Origin of the sequence: Streptomyces sp. MMBL 11-1 (genome assembly GCF_028622875.1) — a bacterium.
Classification (GTDB): Bacteria; Actinomycetota; Actinomycetes; order Streptomycetales; family Streptomycetaceae; genus Streptomyces.
Map to the genome: position 1 here is coordinate 1,353,873 of NZ_CP117709.1, position 15,141 is coordinate 1,369,013.

Sequence of the window (15,141 nt, forward strand, 5' to 3'; positions counted from 1 at the left end):
CCGGCCCACGAGCAAGGAGCACCATGGCGTTGACGTCTCCGCGGCGTTCGGCACTCGCCGACCAGGTGATCGCCCAGCTGAGGAATCAGATCACCTCGGGCGAGTGGCCGGTCGGCTCGCGGATTCCGACCGAGCCGGAGCTGGTCGAGCAGCTGGGTGTGGCCCGCAACACCGTCCGTGAGGCCGTGCGGGCCCTCGCGCACAACGGGCTGCTGGACATCCGGCAGGGCTCCGGCACCTATGTGATCGCCACGAGTGAGCTGGCCGGGGTGATGCACCGCAGGTTCGCGGCCGCCGATCCGCGTCATATCGCGGAGCTGCGCTCGACACTGGAGTCGTCGGCGGCCAGGCTGGCGGCGGTCCGGCGCACCGAGCGGGATCTGCGGCAGCTGGACACGTTGATGGCGCGCCGTGAGGAGGCCTGGGCGTCGGGGAACGCGGAGGCGTTCGTGGCGGCGGACGCGACGCTGCACCTGGCGGTGGTCGCGGCCTCGCACAACGACGTCCTGACCGAGCTCTACGCCGACCTCGGGGATCTACTGCGCGACTACCTGCGCGGCGACGTGGGCCCCGAGCTGCGGCCGGAGAACCATTACGCCGACCTCGGGGATCTACTGCGCGACTACCTGCGCGGCGACGTGGGCCCCGAGCTGCGGCCGGAGAACCATATGGACCACGGCCGGCTGGTCGAGGCCATCCGGGCCGGGGACGCGGAGACGGCGGCGGCCGAGGCGGCGAGCCACGCGCTGACCTGCCTGACGGACCGGGTGTAGCGAAGCTCCGGGCCTCGTACGGCACGGGCAACGCTCAGACGGGGGCCGGGCGGTGGCTGACCCAGGCCGTGGCGATCTCCTTCCAGCAGCGGTCCTCCAGACGTACGGTCCGGCCGGGCTCCACGGCGACCGCCGCGCCGTCCGCGTCGACGTCCCACCAGCGGTCGCACTCGGTGTGCAGCCGGACCAGGTCGACCGAGGGGTAGGGGTTGTGGCAGTAGGCGACGACCCGGGAGCCCTCGACGGACGTACGGCACTCCGAGCCGGCCGGTTCCGGCTTCGGGGGCTCCGCTTCCGTACCGGAGTCGGCTCCCCTGGCGGCGTGGACTCCCAGGGGTACGGCGAGGGCCGCGGCCACCACCGGGGCGGCCACGAGGAGACGGGTTCGGCGGGGCGTGGGACGCACAGCGCTCTCCCTCCCGCAGCCTGACAAGAAGTCCGGTTCCTGCTCATTCTGCGGTGGATCGGCCGACTTTTCGACCGGAGCGGTACCGGAAGGCCACGGACCGCGAGACGGCCCCCGGCCGCGTACCGCATCCGGCGAACCGGGGGTACGCGGCCGGGGGCCGTCTCGCAGAGGCTGGCGCGCGGTCAGTGGTGCGCGGTCAGGCCCCGATCATGTGCACGCCGCTGTCGACGTGGATGATCTCGCCCGTGGTCCTCGGGAAGAAGTCGGAGAGCAGGGCGACGATGCCGCGGCCGGCCGGCTCCGGGTCGGTCATGTCCCAGGCGAGGGGGGCTCGGTCGTTCCAGACGTCGGCCAGGCCCGAGAAGCCCGGGATGGACTTGGCGGCCATGGAGCGGAGCGGACCGGCGGAGATCAGGTTGCAGCGCAGACCGTCCTTGCCCAGGTCACGGGCGAGGTAGCGGGAGGTGGCCTCCAGCGCGGCCTTGGCCGGGCCCATCCAGTCGTACTGCGGCCAGGCGTACTGGGCGTCGAAGGTGAGGCCGACGATCGAGCCGCCCTCGCTCATCAGCGGCTTGCAGGCCATCGCCAGCGACTTCAGGGAGAACGCCGAGACGTGCATCGCCGTGGCGACGGACTCGAACGGCGTGTTGAGGAAGTTGCCGCCGAGCGCGTCCTGCGGCGCGAAGCCGATGGAGTGCACGACGCCGTCCAGGGAGCCGAGCTCCTCGCGCACGAGGCCGGCCAGCCGGTCCAGGTGCTCCTGGTCGGTCACGTCCAGCTCGATGACCTTGGCCGGCTTCGGCAGCTTCTTGGCGATGCGCTCGGTCAGGGTGGGGCGGGGGAAGGCCGTCAGGATGACCTCGGCCCCCTGCTCCTGGGCCACCTTCGCGGCGTGGAACGCGATGGACGACTCCATCAGCACCCCGGTGATCAGGATGCGCTTGCCGTCGAGAATTCCGCTCATGGTGATCAGTGACCCATGCCCAATCCGCCGTCAACGGGAATGACGGCTCCAGTGATGTACGACGCGTCGTCGGAGGCGAGGAAGCGCACCGCGGCGGCGATCTCCTCGGGCCGCGCGTAGCGGCCGAGCGGCACCTGGGACACGATGCCCTTGCGCTGCTCCTCGGTGAGCACCTGGGTCATGTCGGTGTCGACAAAACCGGGGGCGACGACGTTGAAGGTGATGTTCCGCGAACCGAGTTCACGGGCCAGCGACCGGGCGAAGCCGACGAGCCCTGCCTTGGAGGCGGCGTAGTTGGCCTGGCCGGCCGAGCCGAGAAGGCCGACGACGGAGGAGATCAGGACGACGCGGCCCTTCTTCGCGCGCAGCATGCCGCGATTGGCGCGCTTGACGACCCGGAAGGTCCCCGTGAGGTTGGTGTCGAGGACGGAGGTGAAGTCCTCCTCCGACATCCGCATCAGCAGCTGGTCCTTGGTGATGCCGGCGTTGGCGACCAGCACCTCCACGGGACCGTGCTTCTCCTCGATCTCCTTGTAGGCCTGCTCCACCTGCTCGACGTCCGTGATGTCGCAGCGGACCGCGAGGACACCGGCTTCGGTGAGTACCTGGGGCGGCTCTCCGGAACGGTAGGTGATCGCGACCTGGTCGCCGTTGTCGGCGAAGGCGCGGGCGATGGCGAGGCCGATGCCCCGGTTTCCTCCGGTGACGAGAACCGAGCGGCTCATCGGATCACCCTTTCCTTGGCGGTCTGGTACGTCGAAAACCTATCGGTACCGTGCGTGGAACGAGGAATCGGGCCCTGACAGTGGCTTGTCCGGGGTGCTGTCGGGTTCCTACAGTCCGCGCGGTCGCGTGGTCGGCCCACGCGTCCTCGGTATCCCCCGGTGGGGTCACCCTCCGGCATGGTTCACTGCCGTGGTGTATCGAGAAGGGAACCCCCTGTGCCCCACGAGGTAGATCAGTCATTCCTGGCCCTGCCCTCGCGCGCGCTGGCCGACGCGGCGCTCGCCAGAGCGCGGGCGCTGGGCGCGACCCACGCCGACTTCCGGCTGGAGCGGGTGCGGAGCGCCTCCTGGCGGCTGCGGGACGCCCGGCCGGCCGGGGGGTCGGACAGCACGGACCTCGGGTACGCGGTGCGGGTGGTGCACGGCGGTGCGTGGGGGTTCGCCTCGGGCGTCGACCTGACGATGGACGCCGCCGCGAAGGTGGCCTCGCAGGCCGTCGCGATGGCGAAGCTGTCGGCGAAGGTGATCGCGGCGGCGGGCTCCGACGAGCGGGTGGAGCTGGCGGACGAGCCGGTGCACGGCGAGCGGACCTGGGTCTCGGCGTACGACGTCGACCCCTTCTCCGTACCGGACGAGGAGAAGGCGGCGCTGCTCGCCGAGTGGAGCGGGCGGCTGCTGGGCGCGGAGGGCGTCGCGCACGTGGACGCGTCCCTGATGGCCGTGCACGAGAACAAGTTCTACGCGGACACGGCGGGCACGGTCACCACGCAGCAGCGGGTGCGGGTCCACCCGCAGGTCACCGCCGTCGCGGTGGACGGCACGAGCGGTGAGTTCGACTCGATGCGGACCATCGCCCCGCCCGCGGGCCGGGGCTGGGAGTATCTGACCGGGACCGGCTGGGACTGGGACGACGAGCTGGAGCGGATCCCCGGGCTGCTCGCGGAGAAGATGCGCGCGCCGAGCGTGGAGGCGGGAAGGTACGACCTGGTCGTCGATCCGTCCAACCTGTGGCTGACCATCCACGAGTCGATCGGCCACGCCACCGAGCTGGACCGGGCGCTGGGGTACGAGGCGGCGTACGCCGGTACCTCGTTCGCCACCTTCGACCAGCTGGGCAAGCTGACGTACGGCTCCCCCGTGATGAACGTGACCGGTGACCGCACGGCGGAACACGGGCTCGCGACGATCGGGTACGACGACGAGGGCGTCGAGGCGCAGTCGTGGGACCTGGTGAAGGACGGCACGCTGGTCGGCTACCAGCTGGACCGCCGCATCGCGAAGCTGACGGGTCTCGGCCGCTCCAACGGCTGCGCGTACGCGGACTCGCCGGGCCACGTCCCTGTGCAGCGCATGGCGAACGTGTCCCTGAAGCCGGATCCGGGCGGGCTGTCCACGGAGGACCTGATCGGCGGGGTCGAGCGCGGGATCTACGTGGTCGGCGACCGGTCCTGGTCGATCGACATGCAGCGCCACAATTTCCAGTTCACCGGGCAGCGCTTCTTCCGCATCGAGAACGGCAGGCTCGCCGGGCAGCTGCGCGATGTGGCGTACCAGGCGACGACCACGGACTTCTGGGGCTCGATGGAGAAGGTCGGCGGTCCGCAGACGTATGTGCTCGGCGGCGCGTTCAACTGCGGCAAGGCCCAGCCGGGCCAGGTCGCGGCGGTCTCGCACGGCTGCCCCTCCGCCCTCTTCCGGGGTGTCAACATCCTCAACACGACGCAGGAGGCCGGACGATGAGCCGCGTCAGCAAGCCCTACGAGCTTGTCGAGCGGGCGCTGGAGCTGTCCACCACGGACGGCCTGGTGGTCATCGCCGACGAGAAGTCGTCCGCGAATCTGCGCTGGGCGGGCAACGCGCTCACCACGAACGGGGTGACCCGGGGGCGGACCCTGACCGTCATCGCGACCGTGGACGGGGCGCAGGGGACGGCGTCCGGCGTCGTCTCCCGGTCCGCGGTGACCCGGGACGAACTGGAGCCGCTGGTGCGGGCCGCCGAGGCCGCCGCGCGGGGCGCGGGTCCGGCGGAGGACGCGCAGCCGCTGGTGGGCGGGGTTCCTTCCTCCCCCGACTTCACGGACGCGCCCGCCGAGACCGGCTCGGAGGTCTTCGCCGACTTCGCCCCGGCGCTCGGTGACGCCTTCGCGCGCGCCCGGGCCGGGGGCCGCGAGCTGTACGGCTTCGCGAACCACGAGCTGACCTCCACCTACCTGGGAACGTCGACGGGGCTGCGGCTGCGCCACGACCAGCCCAACGGGACGCTGGAGCTGAACGCGAAGTCGCCGGACCGTACGCGCTCCGCGTGGGCGGGGCGGGGGACCCGGGACTTCAAGGACGTCGACCCGGCGGCGATGGACGCCGAGCTGGCGCAGCGGCTGCGCTGGGCGGAGCGGAGCGTCGAGCTGCCCGCCGGCCGGTACGAGACGCTGCTCCCGCCGTCCGCGGTCGCGGACCTGCTGATCTACCAGCTCTGGTCGTCGGCCGCGCGGGACGCCGCGGAGGGCCGGACGGTGTTCTCCACGCCGGGCGGTGGTACGCGGCTGGGCGAGACGCTCTCCCCGCTTCCGCTGACCCTGCGCAGCGACCCGCACGCGCCGGGTCTGGAGTCGGCGCCGTTCGTGATCGCGCACTCCTCCGGCGACAGCGGTTCCGTCTTCGACAACGGGCTGCCGCTGGCCCCGACGGACTGGGTCCGGGAAGGGAGGCTGGAGCGGCTGACGACGACCCGGCACACGGCGGGCCTGACCGGGCTTCCGGTGGCCCCGGGCATCGACAATCTGCTGCTGGAGGGCGGCGGCGAGCGGTCGCTGGAGGAGATGGTCGCCGCGACGACCGGGCGGGCGCTGCTGCTGACCTGCCTCTGGTACATCCGCGAGGTGGACCCGGCGACCCTGCTGCTGACCGGGCTGACCCGGGACGGCGTCTATCTGGTCGAGGACGGCGAGGTGGTCGGCGGGGTGAACAACTTCCGGTTCAACGAGTCGCCGGTGGACCTGCTGTCCCGGGCCTCGGAGGCCGGGCGGACGGAGAGGACGCTGCCGCGCGAGTGGGGCGACTGGTTCACCCGGGCCGCGATGCCCGCGCTGCGCGTCCCGGACTTCAACATGAGCTCGGTCAGCCCGGGGGTGTGACCCGCCTAGACTGACACCTAGATTTCTACCTTCGTAAGGAGCACCGGAACCGTGACGGACATCGTCGACGAGCTGAAGTGGCGCGGGCTGTTCGCCCAGTCCACTGACGAGGACGCATTGCGCAAGGCTCTCGCGGACGGTCCCGTCACCTTCTATTGCGGCTTCGACCCGACCGCGGCCAGCCTGCATGTGGGGCACCTGGTGCAGGTGCTCACCATGCGGCGGCTCCAGCTGGCCGGGCTGAAGCCGCTCGCCCTGGTGGGGGGTGCGACGGGCCAGATCGGTGACCCGCGGCCCACCGCCGAGCGCACGCTGAACGACCCGGAGACCATCGCCGCCTGGGTGCGGCGGCTGCGCGGGCAGATCGAACCCTTCCTCACCTTCGAGGGGCCGAACGCGGCGACGATGGTCAACAACCTGGACTGGACCGCGGGCATGTCCGCGATCGAGTTCCTGCGGGACATCGGCAAGCACTTCCGGGTCAACAAGATGCTCACCAAGGACTCGGTCGCCCGGCGGCTGGAGTCGCAGGAGGGCATCAGCTACACGGAGTTCAGCTACCAGCTGCTCCAGGGCATGGACTTCCTGGAGCTGTACCGCCGGCACGGTTGCACCCTTCAGCAGGGCGGCAGCGACCAGTGGGGCAACCTCACCGCGGGCATCGACCTGATCCACCGGCTTGAGCCGGGCGCGGTCGTGCACGCGCTGGCGACGCCGCTGATGACGAAGGCGGACGGGACGAAGTTCGGCAAGTCCGAGAGCGGCGCCGTCTGGCTCGACCCGGAGATGACGACGCCGTACGCGTTCTACCAGTTCTGGCTGAACGTGGACGACCGGGACGTCTCGCGCTACCTGCGCATCCTCAGCTTCAAGAGCCGTGCGGAGCTGGAGGAGCTGGAGAAGCTGACCGAGGAGCGGCCGCAGGCCCGCAACGCACAGCGGGCGCTGGCCGAGGAGCTGACCACGCTGGTGCACGGCGGTGCGCAGTGCGCCGCGGTCATCGCGGCGTCGAAGGCGCTGTTCGGCCAGGGCGATCTGGCCGAGCTGGACGAGGCGACGCTGAGCGCGGCTCTGTCCGAGGTGCCGGGCGCCACCGTCGCCGAGCTGGGCCCGCTGGTGGACCTGCTGGTGGAGGTCGGTCTGGCGCCCAGCAAGTCGGGGGCGCGCCGCACGGTCAAGGAGGGTGGCGCCTACGTGAACAACGTGAAGGTCGTCGACGGCGAGGTCGCGCCGGACGCCGGTGAGCTGCTGCACGGGCGCTGGCTGGTGCTGCGCCGGGGCAAGAAGAACCTGGCCGCCGTGGAGGTCAGCCCGGCGGGCTGACCCCCCTCGCGACACAGTGCCGCGGCCGGACCCACGTTCTTCGTGGGTCCGGCCGCGGCACTGTGTGACCCCGCTGGGTCAGGTTCGTTGTTTACGGCTGCCGCGGAAGGCCTGCCAGGCCATGTCGCCGACGGCGACGACCGCCACGGCGCCCGCCAGTTGCAGCAGATGACGGATCCAGTCGATGCCCTTGGTGTCCTCGACACCGATCCAGCCGGCCACGGCGTTGCCGAGGATGCTGCCGAGGATGCCGAACACGGCCGTCAGCCAGAGCGGGATGTCCTGCTTGCCCGGCAGGATCGCTCTGGCGATGACACCGAGCACCAGTCCCACGATGATTGCCCACAACCAGCTCATTTCGCCTCCTCGTGCGGCGCGGAGTGCGCGTCTGTCCAGAGTCGGCCCGGTGTCCGGGGGGCGCATGCCGGGTTGGGCCGTACGGGTGATCGCCGGCCACCGGGCCCCTCGTCCTTTTCCACCGGGCGCCTCGTCTTTTTTCAGCGGGCCCCCTCGTCCTTTTTCAGCGGGCCCCGGTCGCCCGCCCGGCCGGGGCCCGGCGTACCGTGGATGCGGCCCGGTCCAGGAGCGTCCGGCGACGAGATCTGGTGGTGGAGCATGCTGCGGAAGAGCGCGGGTACGGAGGTCATCCGGATCACGGGCGCCCGTCAGGGGCTGACGGAAGACGTCCGCGGCCGACAGCGACGCTATGTGATCTCGATGTCGGTGCGCACGGTGTCGGTGGTGCTGGCCGCGGTGCTGTGGAACGTGGAGCGGCATGTGGCGATCGTGGCGCTCGTGCTGGGCGTGCTGCTGCCGTATGTGGCGGTTGTCATCGCCAACGCGGGCCGGGAGAACGTGACTTCACTCCCGACGACGTTCGTGCAGATGCCGCTGCGGCCTGCCGTGGAGGCCGCCCCGGCGCCCGGTCGGGCGGAGTCCGGGGGTGGTGGGGGTGCGTCCGACAGCGCCCGGCCGCCGCACGAGCACACCTGAGCCCGCACTGCCCGCGGAGCTCGGGAAAAGCTCAGAGCAATCATGACGTTCCGGTGCACCGCACCCCGGTCCCCGTGACATACTGCCAAAGCGCTCCGCATCCCCCGTCGGAGCGACGGACCGACGCCGGGCAGCTCCCCCCGTGGCTGCTCGGCGTCGCCTTTTTCCGGCCGGGGACGTGTCAGAAGGACCGTGGGGCACCTGACTTAGGCTGGGTCACGTGATCTTTCCCGAGACGTCCGCCGAGAGTCCCACCGGTGCCCCGCTCTGTTCCGCCAAGGGCTGCCGGGCCGCCGCCGTGTGGGTGCTCGCCTGGAACAACCCCAAACTGCACACGCCCGAGCGGCGCAAGACCTGGCTGGCCTGCGACGAGCACCGGGAGCACCTGTCGTCGTTCCTCGGTGTACGGGGCTTCCTCAAGGAGGTCGTGGCGCTGAAGGACTGGGGGGACGGGGACGGGAAGGAGACCGAGGCCTGAGCCTTTGGGGTCGTGGTCCTCGGAGCCTCGCGCCTCGGCCATCCGCGCCTCAGCCGCCGATCGCCGACATCGGGCGGTCGGGCTGCAGGAAGGACGGGTCGTCCAGTCCGGAGCCCGCCTTCTTGCCCCACATGGCCGTCTTCCAGAGCTGGGCGATCTCCTCGTCCGGCGCGTCGGAGCGCAGCGCCCCGCGCAGGTCCGTCTCCTCACGGGCGAAGAGGCAGGTGCGGACCTGGCCGTCGGCGGTGAGCCGGGTGCGGTCGCAGGCGCGGCAGAACGGGCGGGTGACGGAGGCGATCACCCCGACGCGGTGCGGGCCGCCGTCGACGGTCCAGCGCTCGGCGGGTGCGGAGCCGCGGGACTCGTCGCCCTCGGCGGTGAGGGTGAAGCGGGTGCGCAGCGAGGCGAGGATGTCCCCGGCGGTGATCATGCCGTCGCGCTTCCAGCCGTGCTGGGCATCGAGCGGCATCTGCTCGATGAAGCGGAGCTCGTAGTCGTGGGCGACGGCCCAGGCGAGCAGCTCGGGGGCCTCGTCGTCGTTGAGTCCCGGCATCAGGACGGAGTTGACCTTCACGGGGGTGAGCCCGGCCTCGCGGGCGGCCTCCAAGCCGTCCAGCACGTCCTTGTGGCGGTCGCGGCGGGTGAGGGTCTTGAAGACGTCGGGGCGCAGGGTGTCCAGCGAGACGTTGACCCGGTCGAGCCCCGCGGCCTTGAGGGCGGTGGCGGTCCGCTTGAGTCCGATGCCGTTGGTCGTGAGCGACATGCGGGGGCGCGGGGCGAGGGCGGCGCACTGCTCGACGATGGAGACGAGTCCGGGGCGCAGCAGGGGCTCGCCGCCGGTGAAGCGGACCTCGGTGATGCCGAGCGAGGTGACGGCGATACGGATCAGGCGCACGATCTCGTCGTCGGAGAGCAGCTCGCTCTTGCCGAGCCACTGGAGGCCCTCTTCGGGCATGCAGTAGGTGCAGCGCAGGTTGCACTTGTCGGTGAGTGACACGCGCAGGTCGGTGGCGACCCGGTCGTAGGTGTCGATGAGCACGGTGGGTCCCTCCCCCGGGGTGTCCGCGGTGGTCGCGGTCGCTCTTTTCGGGCCGTCGCCCCCGCTGGGCCGTCGTCTCGTCCGAGACGCCGGGCCCCCAGGGATTCCGGTACTACCGAGCCTACGTGAGACCGCTGACATCGGGGTGGCCCGTTTGCCACGAGGCGCGGCCGGGCCGCTTCGTAGGACTCTACGAGCGGCCCGGCCGCCGGCGGTGGACGATGCGCCGACGGGCCCGCCGGTGATGGGCCGAGGGGTCTTCCGGCCTGCTCAGTGGGCTCCGACGCCGGTGAGGGACTTGACCTCCAGTTCGGCGTACTTGTCCGTGTCGGGCTTCTCCTTGGAGAGCAGCGAGCCGACCCAGCCGAGCAGGAAGCCGAGCGGGATCGAGATCAGGCCGGGGTTCTCCAGCGGGAACCAGGCGAAGTCGACGCCCGGGAACATCGAGCTCGGCTTGGAGGAGACGACCGGCGAGAACAGCACCAGCAGGACGGAGGAGGCGAGGCCTCCGTAGATGGACCAGAGGGCCCCCTGCGTGGTGAAGCGCTTCCAGAAGAGGCTGTAGAGGATCGTCGGCAGGTTGGCGGAGGCGGCGACCGCGAAGGCCAGGGCGACGAGCCCGGCGACGTTCAGGTCGCGGGCGAGTGCGCCGAGGCCGATGGAGACGATGCCGATCGCGACGGTGGCCCAGCGTGCGGCGCGGACCTCTTCCTTCTCGGTGGCCTTCCCCCTGCGGATGACGTTGGCGTAGATGTCGTGCGCGAAGGACGAGGAGGAGGCGAGGGTGAGTCCGGCGACGACGGCGAGGATGGTGGCGAAGGCGACGGCGGAGATCACCGCGAGGAGGATGGCGCCGCCGGTGGATCCGGAGCCGCCGCCGATCTCCAGTGCGGCGAGTGGCGCCGCGGTGTTGCCCGCCTTGTTGGAGGCGATGATGTCACCGGGCTTGAGGATCGCCGCGGCGCCGAAGCCGAGCACGATCGTCATCAGGTAGAAGGCGCCGATGATGCCGATCGCCCAGTTCACGGACTTACGGGCGGCCTTGGCGGTGGGCACGGTGTAGAAGCGGATCAGGATGTGCGGCAGCCCCGCGGTGCCGAGGACCAGGGCGACACCGAGCGAGATGAAGTCCAGCTTCGAGACGTTGTCGACGCCGTACTTCAGGCCGGGCTCGAGGAAGGCCGCGCCCTTGCCGCTGTTGCTGGCGGCGGTGCCGAGCAGGTCGGAGATGTTGAAGTTGAACTTCAGCAGGATCAGGAAGGTGATGAGCAGGGTGCCCGCGATGAGCAGGACGGCCTTGACCATCTGCACCCAGGTGGTGCCCTTCATGCCGCCGATGGTGACGTAGAGGATCATGAGCACGCCGACCAGGGCGACGATGAGGACCTTCCCGGCGTCGCTGGTGATGCCGAGCAGCAGCGAGACGAGGACGCCCGCGCCGGCCATCTGGGCCAGCAGGTAGAAGATCGACACGACGATCGTGGACGTGCCCGCGGCGGTACGGACGGGGCGCTGGCGCATCCGGTAGGCGAGGACGTCGCCCATGGTGTAGCGGCCGGAGTTGCGCAGCGGTTCGGCGACCAGGAGCAGGGCGACGAGCCAGGCGACGAGGAAGCCGATGGAGTACAGGAAGCCGTCGTAACCGAAGAGCGCGATGGCTCCGGCGATGCCGAGGAAGGACGCGGCGGACATGTAGTCGCCGGAGACCGCGAGTCCGTTCTGGAATCCGGTGAACTGGCGGCCGCCCGCGTAGAAGTCGGAGGCGTTCTTGGTCTGGCGGCCCGCCCACACGGTGATGAAGAGGGTCGCCACGACGAAGGCGGCGAACAGCGTGATGATCAGCGGCCGGTGCTCGCTCGCGCCCTCGGTGGCGGCGAGCTGGACAGTGGGGTAAAGGGCGTGGGCGGCGCTCACAGGTCGGCCTCCATACGGGACTTGATCACGTCGGCCTTGGGGTCGAGCTTGGTGGCGGCGTGCCGGGAGTAGAGCCAGGCGATGAGGAAGGTGGTGGCGAACTGGGCGAGTCCGAGGACGAGCGCCATGTTGATGTTGCCGACGACCTCGGTGGCCATGAATCCGCCCGCGTAGTTGCAGAGCAGGACGTAGAGCAGGTACCAGGTCACAAAGGCGATGGTCAGGGGGAAGGCGAAGGAGCGGTGGGAGCGGCGCAGGTCGGCGAAGTCCGGGCTCGCCTGCATCGCGACGAACGCCTCGGTGGTGGGCTGGACGGGGCCGGTGGGCGAACCGCCCTCGGGCGGCGGTGCATCGGTAGCCACGGAATCTCCTCGCGACGCGGGTGCGGTGGGCTGGGGGGCGGTGGGTGTCAAGGGAAGCCTCGTTACCGGGGGACGGTGATGTGCCTCCTGGTCAACGGCACGGAGGGCGCGACGAAGCGGTTCACCGCGTCTTTCGCCTTCTCGGAGGTGTCACGGTGCGTCCGGTTGCCCGTCACTCGTTCGCATTCGGCCGTGAAGGTCACTCTTCGAACTCGCTTGCCCGTAAGCGTTGATACACCGGGATGATCAGCGATAGCTTCACTCGTCATGTACGCGACCGAACACGCCAGGTGTCCGGTCGTTCGGCACGGATGATGTGGAGAACCCATGGCTCATCTGGCATCGAGACGGACGCGCGCACTCGCGGTGCCCGTCGGACTCGCGCTGACCGCCTCGCTCGGCTTCCTGCCGGCGGCGACGGCCACGGCGGCGCCCACCGGCGAGCAGGCCGCCGCGAGCGTCCGGACCGACGGGCCGAAGCTGTCCTACGTGGTCAACACCCGGGGCAACCACGGCACCGTCAAGAAAGTCAAGAAAGCGATCGCCAAGGCGGGCGGCACGGTCGTCATCGCCTATGAGCAGATCGGCGTCATCGTCGTCCACTCGCAGAACCCCGCCTTCGGCGAAACGATTCGCCGGGTACGCGGCGTGGAGTCGGCGGGCGCCACTCGCACGAACCCGATCGTCCCGCAGGCCACCAAGGACGTCGGAGCGATAGCGCAGCCGCTCACCGCCGAGCAGGCGGCGGCCGCCGCCGCGGACGCGAAGGCCGGCGAGGACCCGCTGGAGCCCCTCCAGTGGTCGCTGCCCGCGATCAAGGCGGACAAGGCGCACGAGAAGTCGCTGGGTTCGAAGCGGGTGACGGTCGCCGTCATCGACACGGGCGTCGACGACACCCACCCGGACCTGGCCCCGAACTTCGACAGCCGCGCCTCGGCCAACTGTGTCTCGGGCGCTCCGGACACCACCGCCGGCTCCTGGCGTCCGGCGGCGGGCGAGAGCGACCACGGCACGCATGTGGCGGGCACCATCGCGGCCGCGAAGAACGGCGCCGGGGTCACCGGCGTCGCGCCGGGCGTGAAGGTGTCGGGCATCAAGGTGTCGAACCCGGACGGGTTCTTCTACACCGAGGCCGTCGTCTGCGGGTTCCTCTGGGCCGCCGAGCGCGGCGTCGAGGTGACCAACAACAGCTACTACACCGACCCGTGGCTGTTCAACTGCAAGAACGACCCGGACCAGGGCGCCCTGGTCGACGCCCTCACCCGCGCCGTGAAGTACGCGGAGCGCAAGGGCACGGTCAACGTCGCGGCGGCCGGGAACTCCCGCCACGACCTGGCGCTCGACGCGATCGAGGACAAGACAAGCCCGAACGACACCGAGACGGTCACGCGGACGATCGACCCGAGCGCGTGCCCCGACATTCCGACCATGCTGCCGGGTGTCGTGACGGTCTCCGCTACGGGTGCGAAGGGCCTGAAGTCCTCGTACTCGAACTACGGCAAGGGCGTCATCGACGTGGCGGCGCCGGGCGGTGACTCGACGGTCTACCAGACCCCCGAGCCGCCGGCCGTCAACGGGCTGATCCTCTCCACGCTGCCGGGCGGCAAGTTCGGCTACAAGGCCGGTACGTCGATGGCGTCCCCCCATGTCGCGGGCGTCGTGGCGCTGATCAAGTCCAAGCACCCCTATGCCTCGCCGGCCGCGGTGAAGGCGTTGCTGACGCTCCAGGCGGACGCGAAGGCGTGCGGTGAGCCGTACGACATCAACGGTGACGGCGTCATCGACGCGGTCTGTGAGGGCGGCAAGCACTACAACGGCTTCTACGGGTCCGGAGTCGTCGACGCACTGGACGCGGTGCGCTGGTAGCAGGACACCCGGTGGTACGACACCGGAGCAGCCGCGGGGCCGGGGAGATCGATCTCCCCGGCCCCGCGGCCCGTGGCCCGCGCGGTCACGGCGTGATGAGCACCTTCAGCGCGGTCCGCTCGTCCATCTCCTTGTAGCCGACGGGCACCTCGTCCAGGCCGATGGACCGGTCGAAGACGGGTGACGGGTCGATCGTGCCGTCCAGCACGTCGGGGAGCAGTTCCGGTATGTAGGCGCGTACGGGGGCGACCCCGCCGCGCAGGGCGATGTTCCGGCCGAACATCACGCCGAGATCGACGCCGGTGGCGCTGCCGTGCGGGACGCCCACGTAGCCGATGGAGCCGCCGTCGCGGACGATGCCGAGGGCGGTGCGCATCGACTGCTCCGTGCCGACCGCCTCGATGACGCTGTGCGCGCCCTGGCCCCTGGTCAGTTCGCGGACGGCGGCGAGGGCGGCCTCGCCGCGTTCGGCGACCACGTCGGTCGCGCCGAAGCGACGGGCGATGTCGGTGCGCGCGGTGTGGCGGCCGAGCGCGATGACGCGCTCCGCGCCGAGCCGCGTGGCGGCGAGCACCGCGCACAGGCCGACCGCGCCGTCCCCGACGACCGCGACGGTGCTGCCCGGCCCGACGCCCGCGCCGACGGCGGCGTGGTGGCCGGTGCCCAGGACGTCGGAGAGCGTCAGCAGGGCGGTGAGCAGCCGGTCGTCGGAGGCGGCGGCGGCCGGGAGCTTGACCAGGGTGCCGTCGGCGTGGGGGACGCGGACTGCCTCGCCCTGACCCCCGTCCGACTGGGCGCCGTCCGGGCCGACCGAGCCCCAGAAGCCGCCCTCAGGGCAGGAGGTGGTGAGGCCCTCGGCGCAGTAGGTGCAGGTGCCGTCGGACCAGACGAACGGGGCGACGGCCAGATCACCGACGGCGAAGCCGTTCACCCCGGGACCGGCCTCCTCGACGACGCCGAGGAACTCGTGGCCGATGCGCTGACCCGGCCGCCGGGCCGACTCACCCCGGTAGGCCCACAGGTCGCTGCCGCAGACGCAGGCCCGCAGGACCCTCAGCACCACGTCGGCGGGGTGCTGGATCCTCGGGTCCGGCACCTCCTCCACCCGGATGTCGTGGGGGGCGTGGATGACGGTGGCGCGCATACGTACGGGGTCCTTGCCGG

15 protein-coding genes are annotated in these 15,141 nt (G+C 70.9%); 7 read left to right on the plus strand and 8 right to left on the minus strand.

Translation table 11 applies throughout. From position 1 onward, the window contains the following. Positions 1–23 precede the first annotated feature (23 nt). The gene (locus tag PSQ21_RS05735; protein WP_274029313.1) at positions 24–773 is read left to right on the plus strand and encodes a FadR/GntR family transcriptional regulator; all 750 of its coding nucleotides are present in this window, start codon (positions 24–26) and stop codon (positions 771–773) included. Between the two features lie 34 nt (positions 774–807). On the opposite strand, the gene PSQ21_RS05740 is transcribed toward PSQ21_RS05735, so the two are convergent. The 3 genes from PSQ21_RS05740 to fabG all read right to left on the minus strand — a co-directional run bounded on the left by PSQ21_RS05740 (position 808) and on the right by fabG (position 2,871). Then, positions 808–1,179: a hypothetical protein gene (locus tag PSQ21_RS05740; RefSeq protein ID WP_274029314.1), complete on the minus strand. Its 372-nt coding sequence runs from the start codon at positions 1,177–1,179 to the stop codon at positions 808–810. Between the two features lie 199 nt (positions 1,180–1,378). Beyond that, positions 1,379–2,146, minus strand: coding sequence for an enoyl-ACP reductase FabI (gene fabI, locus PSQ21_RS05745; RefSeq protein WP_274029315.1), 768 nt, complete (start codon positions 2,144–2,146; stop codon positions 1,379–1,381). Between the two features lie 5 nt (positions 2,147–2,151). After that, positions 2,152–2,871 carry a 3-oxoacyl-[acyl-carrier-protein] reductase gene (fabG, locus tag PSQ21_RS05750; RefSeq protein ID WP_274029316.1) on the minus strand — a complete coding sequence of 240 codons (720 nt, stop codon included), beginning with the start codon at positions 2,869–2,871 and terminating at the stop codon, positions 2,152–2,154. 216 nt (positions 2,872–3,087) lie between these two features. On the opposite strand from fabG, the gene PSQ21_RS05755 reads away from it, so the two are divergent. The 3 genes from PSQ21_RS05755 to tyrS are packed head-to-tail and all read left to right on the plus strand — an operon-like array spanning position 3,088 to position 7,325. Beyond that, the gene (locus PSQ21_RS05755; RefSeq protein WP_274029317.1) at positions 3,088–4,611 is read left to right on the plus strand and encodes a TldD/PmbA family protein; all 1,524 of its coding nucleotides are present in this window, start codon (positions 3,088–3,090) and stop codon (positions 4,609–4,611) included. Continuing rightward, entirely contained in the window at positions 4,608–6,002 is a 1,395-nt protein-coding gene (locus PSQ21_RS05760; RefSeq protein ID WP_274029318.1) for a metallopeptidase TldD-related protein, read from the plus strand. Before PSQ21_RS05755 ends, PSQ21_RS05760 begins: the two co-directional genes overlap by 4 nt. Positions 6,003–6,053: 51 nt before the next feature. Beyond that, positions 6,054–7,325 carry a tyrosine--tRNA ligase gene (gene tyrS / locus PSQ21_RS05765; protein ID WP_274029319.1) on the plus strand — a complete coding sequence of 424 codons (1,272 nt, stop codon included), beginning with the start codon at positions 6,054–6,056 and terminating at the stop codon, positions 7,323–7,325. A gap of 78 nt (positions 7,326–7,403) precedes the next feature. On the opposite strand, the gene PSQ21_RS05770 is transcribed toward tyrS, so the two are convergent. Continuing rightward, complete coding sequence (locus PSQ21_RS05770) at positions 7,404–7,682, minus strand: GlsB/YeaQ/YmgE family stress response membrane protein (protein WP_097869585.1); 279 nt, start codon at positions 7,680–7,682, stop codon at positions 7,404–7,406. 258 nt (positions 7,683–7,940) lie between these two features. Here PSQ21_RS05770 and PSQ21_RS05775 point away from each other — a divergent pair, with 258 nt between their 5' ends. Together PSQ21_RS05775 and PSQ21_RS05780 are read left to right on the plus strand one after the other, a co-directional pair. Next, entirely contained in the window at positions 7,941–8,318 is a 378-nt protein-coding gene (locus PSQ21_RS05775) for a DUF3099 domain-containing protein (RefSeq protein WP_274029320.1), read from the plus strand. Between the two features lie 220 nt (positions 8,319–8,538). Beyond that, complete coding sequence (locus PSQ21_RS05780; RefSeq protein ID WP_274029321.1) at positions 8,539–8,796, plus strand: hypothetical protein; 258 nt, start codon at positions 8,539–8,541, stop codon at positions 8,794–8,796. Positions 8,797–8,845: 49 nt separating this feature from the next. Here PSQ21_RS05780 and moaA read toward each other — a convergent pair whose 3' ends face one another. The 3 genes from moaA to PSQ21_RS05795 all read right to left on the minus strand — a co-directional run bounded on the left by moaA (position 8,846) and on the right by PSQ21_RS05795 (position 12,111). Further along, complete coding sequence (gene moaA, locus PSQ21_RS05785) at positions 8,846–9,835, minus strand: GTP 3',8-cyclase MoaA (protein WP_274029322.1); 990 nt, start codon at positions 9,833–9,835, stop codon at positions 8,846–8,848. A gap of 270 nt (positions 9,836–10,105) precedes the next feature. Next, entirely contained in the window at positions 10,106–11,749 is a 1,644-nt protein-coding gene (locus PSQ21_RS05790; RefSeq protein WP_274029323.1) for a solute symporter family protein, read from the minus strand. After that, positions 11,746–12,111: a DUF485 domain-containing protein gene (locus tag PSQ21_RS05795; protein WP_097869581.1), complete on the minus strand. Its 366-nt coding sequence runs from the start codon at positions 12,109–12,111 to the stop codon at positions 11,746–11,748. The genes PSQ21_RS05790 and PSQ21_RS05795 overlap by 4 nt, the downstream gene beginning before the upstream one ends. A gap of 327 nt (positions 12,112–12,438) precedes the next feature. Between PSQ21_RS05795 and PSQ21_RS05800 the strand changes: the two genes are divergently transcribed. After that, positions 12,439–13,977: a S8 family peptidase gene (locus tag PSQ21_RS05800; RefSeq protein ID WP_274029324.1), complete on the plus strand. Its 1,539-nt coding sequence runs from the start codon at positions 12,439–12,441 to the stop codon at positions 13,975–13,977. 85 nt (positions 13,978–14,062) lie between these two features. Here the strand turns inward: PSQ21_RS05800 and PSQ21_RS05805 are convergent, their stop codons facing one another. Beyond that, positions 14,063–15,121: a zinc-dependent alcohol dehydrogenase family protein gene (locus PSQ21_RS05805; RefSeq protein ID WP_274029325.1), complete on the minus strand. Its 1,059-nt coding sequence runs from the start codon at positions 15,119–15,121 to the stop codon at positions 14,063–14,065. Between the last annotated feature and the right edge of the window lie 20 nt (positions 15,122–15,141).

Bases quoted from the DNA above. Each gene is read 5' to 3' on its own strand.
- PSQ21_RS05735 (WP_274029313.1), top strand. From the start codon at position 24: ATGGCGTTGACGTCTCCGCGGCGTTCGGCACTCGCCGACCAGGTGATC.
- fabI (WP_274029315.1), bottom strand. From the start codon at position 2,146: ATGAGCGGAATTCTCGACGGCAAGCGCATCCTGATCACCGGGGTGCTG.
- fabG (WP_274029316.1), bottom strand. From the start codon at position 2,871: ATGAGCCGCTCGGTTCTCGTCACCGGAGGAAACCGGGGCATCGGCCTC.
- PSQ21_RS05760 (WP_274029318.1), top strand. From the start codon at position 4,608: ATGAGCCGCGTCAGCAAGCCCTACGAGCTTGTCGAGCGGGCGCTGGAG.
- PSQ21_RS05770 (WP_097869585.1), bottom strand. From the start codon at position 7,682: ATGAGCTGGTTGTGGGCAATCATCGTGGGACTGGTGCTCGGTGTCATC.
- PSQ21_RS05775 (WP_274029320.1), top strand. From the start codon at position 7,941: ATGCTGCGGAAGAGCGCGGGTACGGAGGTCATCCGGATCACGGGCGCC.
- PSQ21_RS05800 (WP_274029324.1), top strand. From the start codon at position 12,439: ATGGCTCATCTGGCATCGAGACGGACGCGCGCACTCGCGGTGCCCGTC.
- PSQ21_RS05805 (WP_274029325.1), bottom strand. From the start codon at position 15,121: ATGCGCGCCACCGTCATCCACGCCCCCCACGACATCCGGGTGGAGGAG.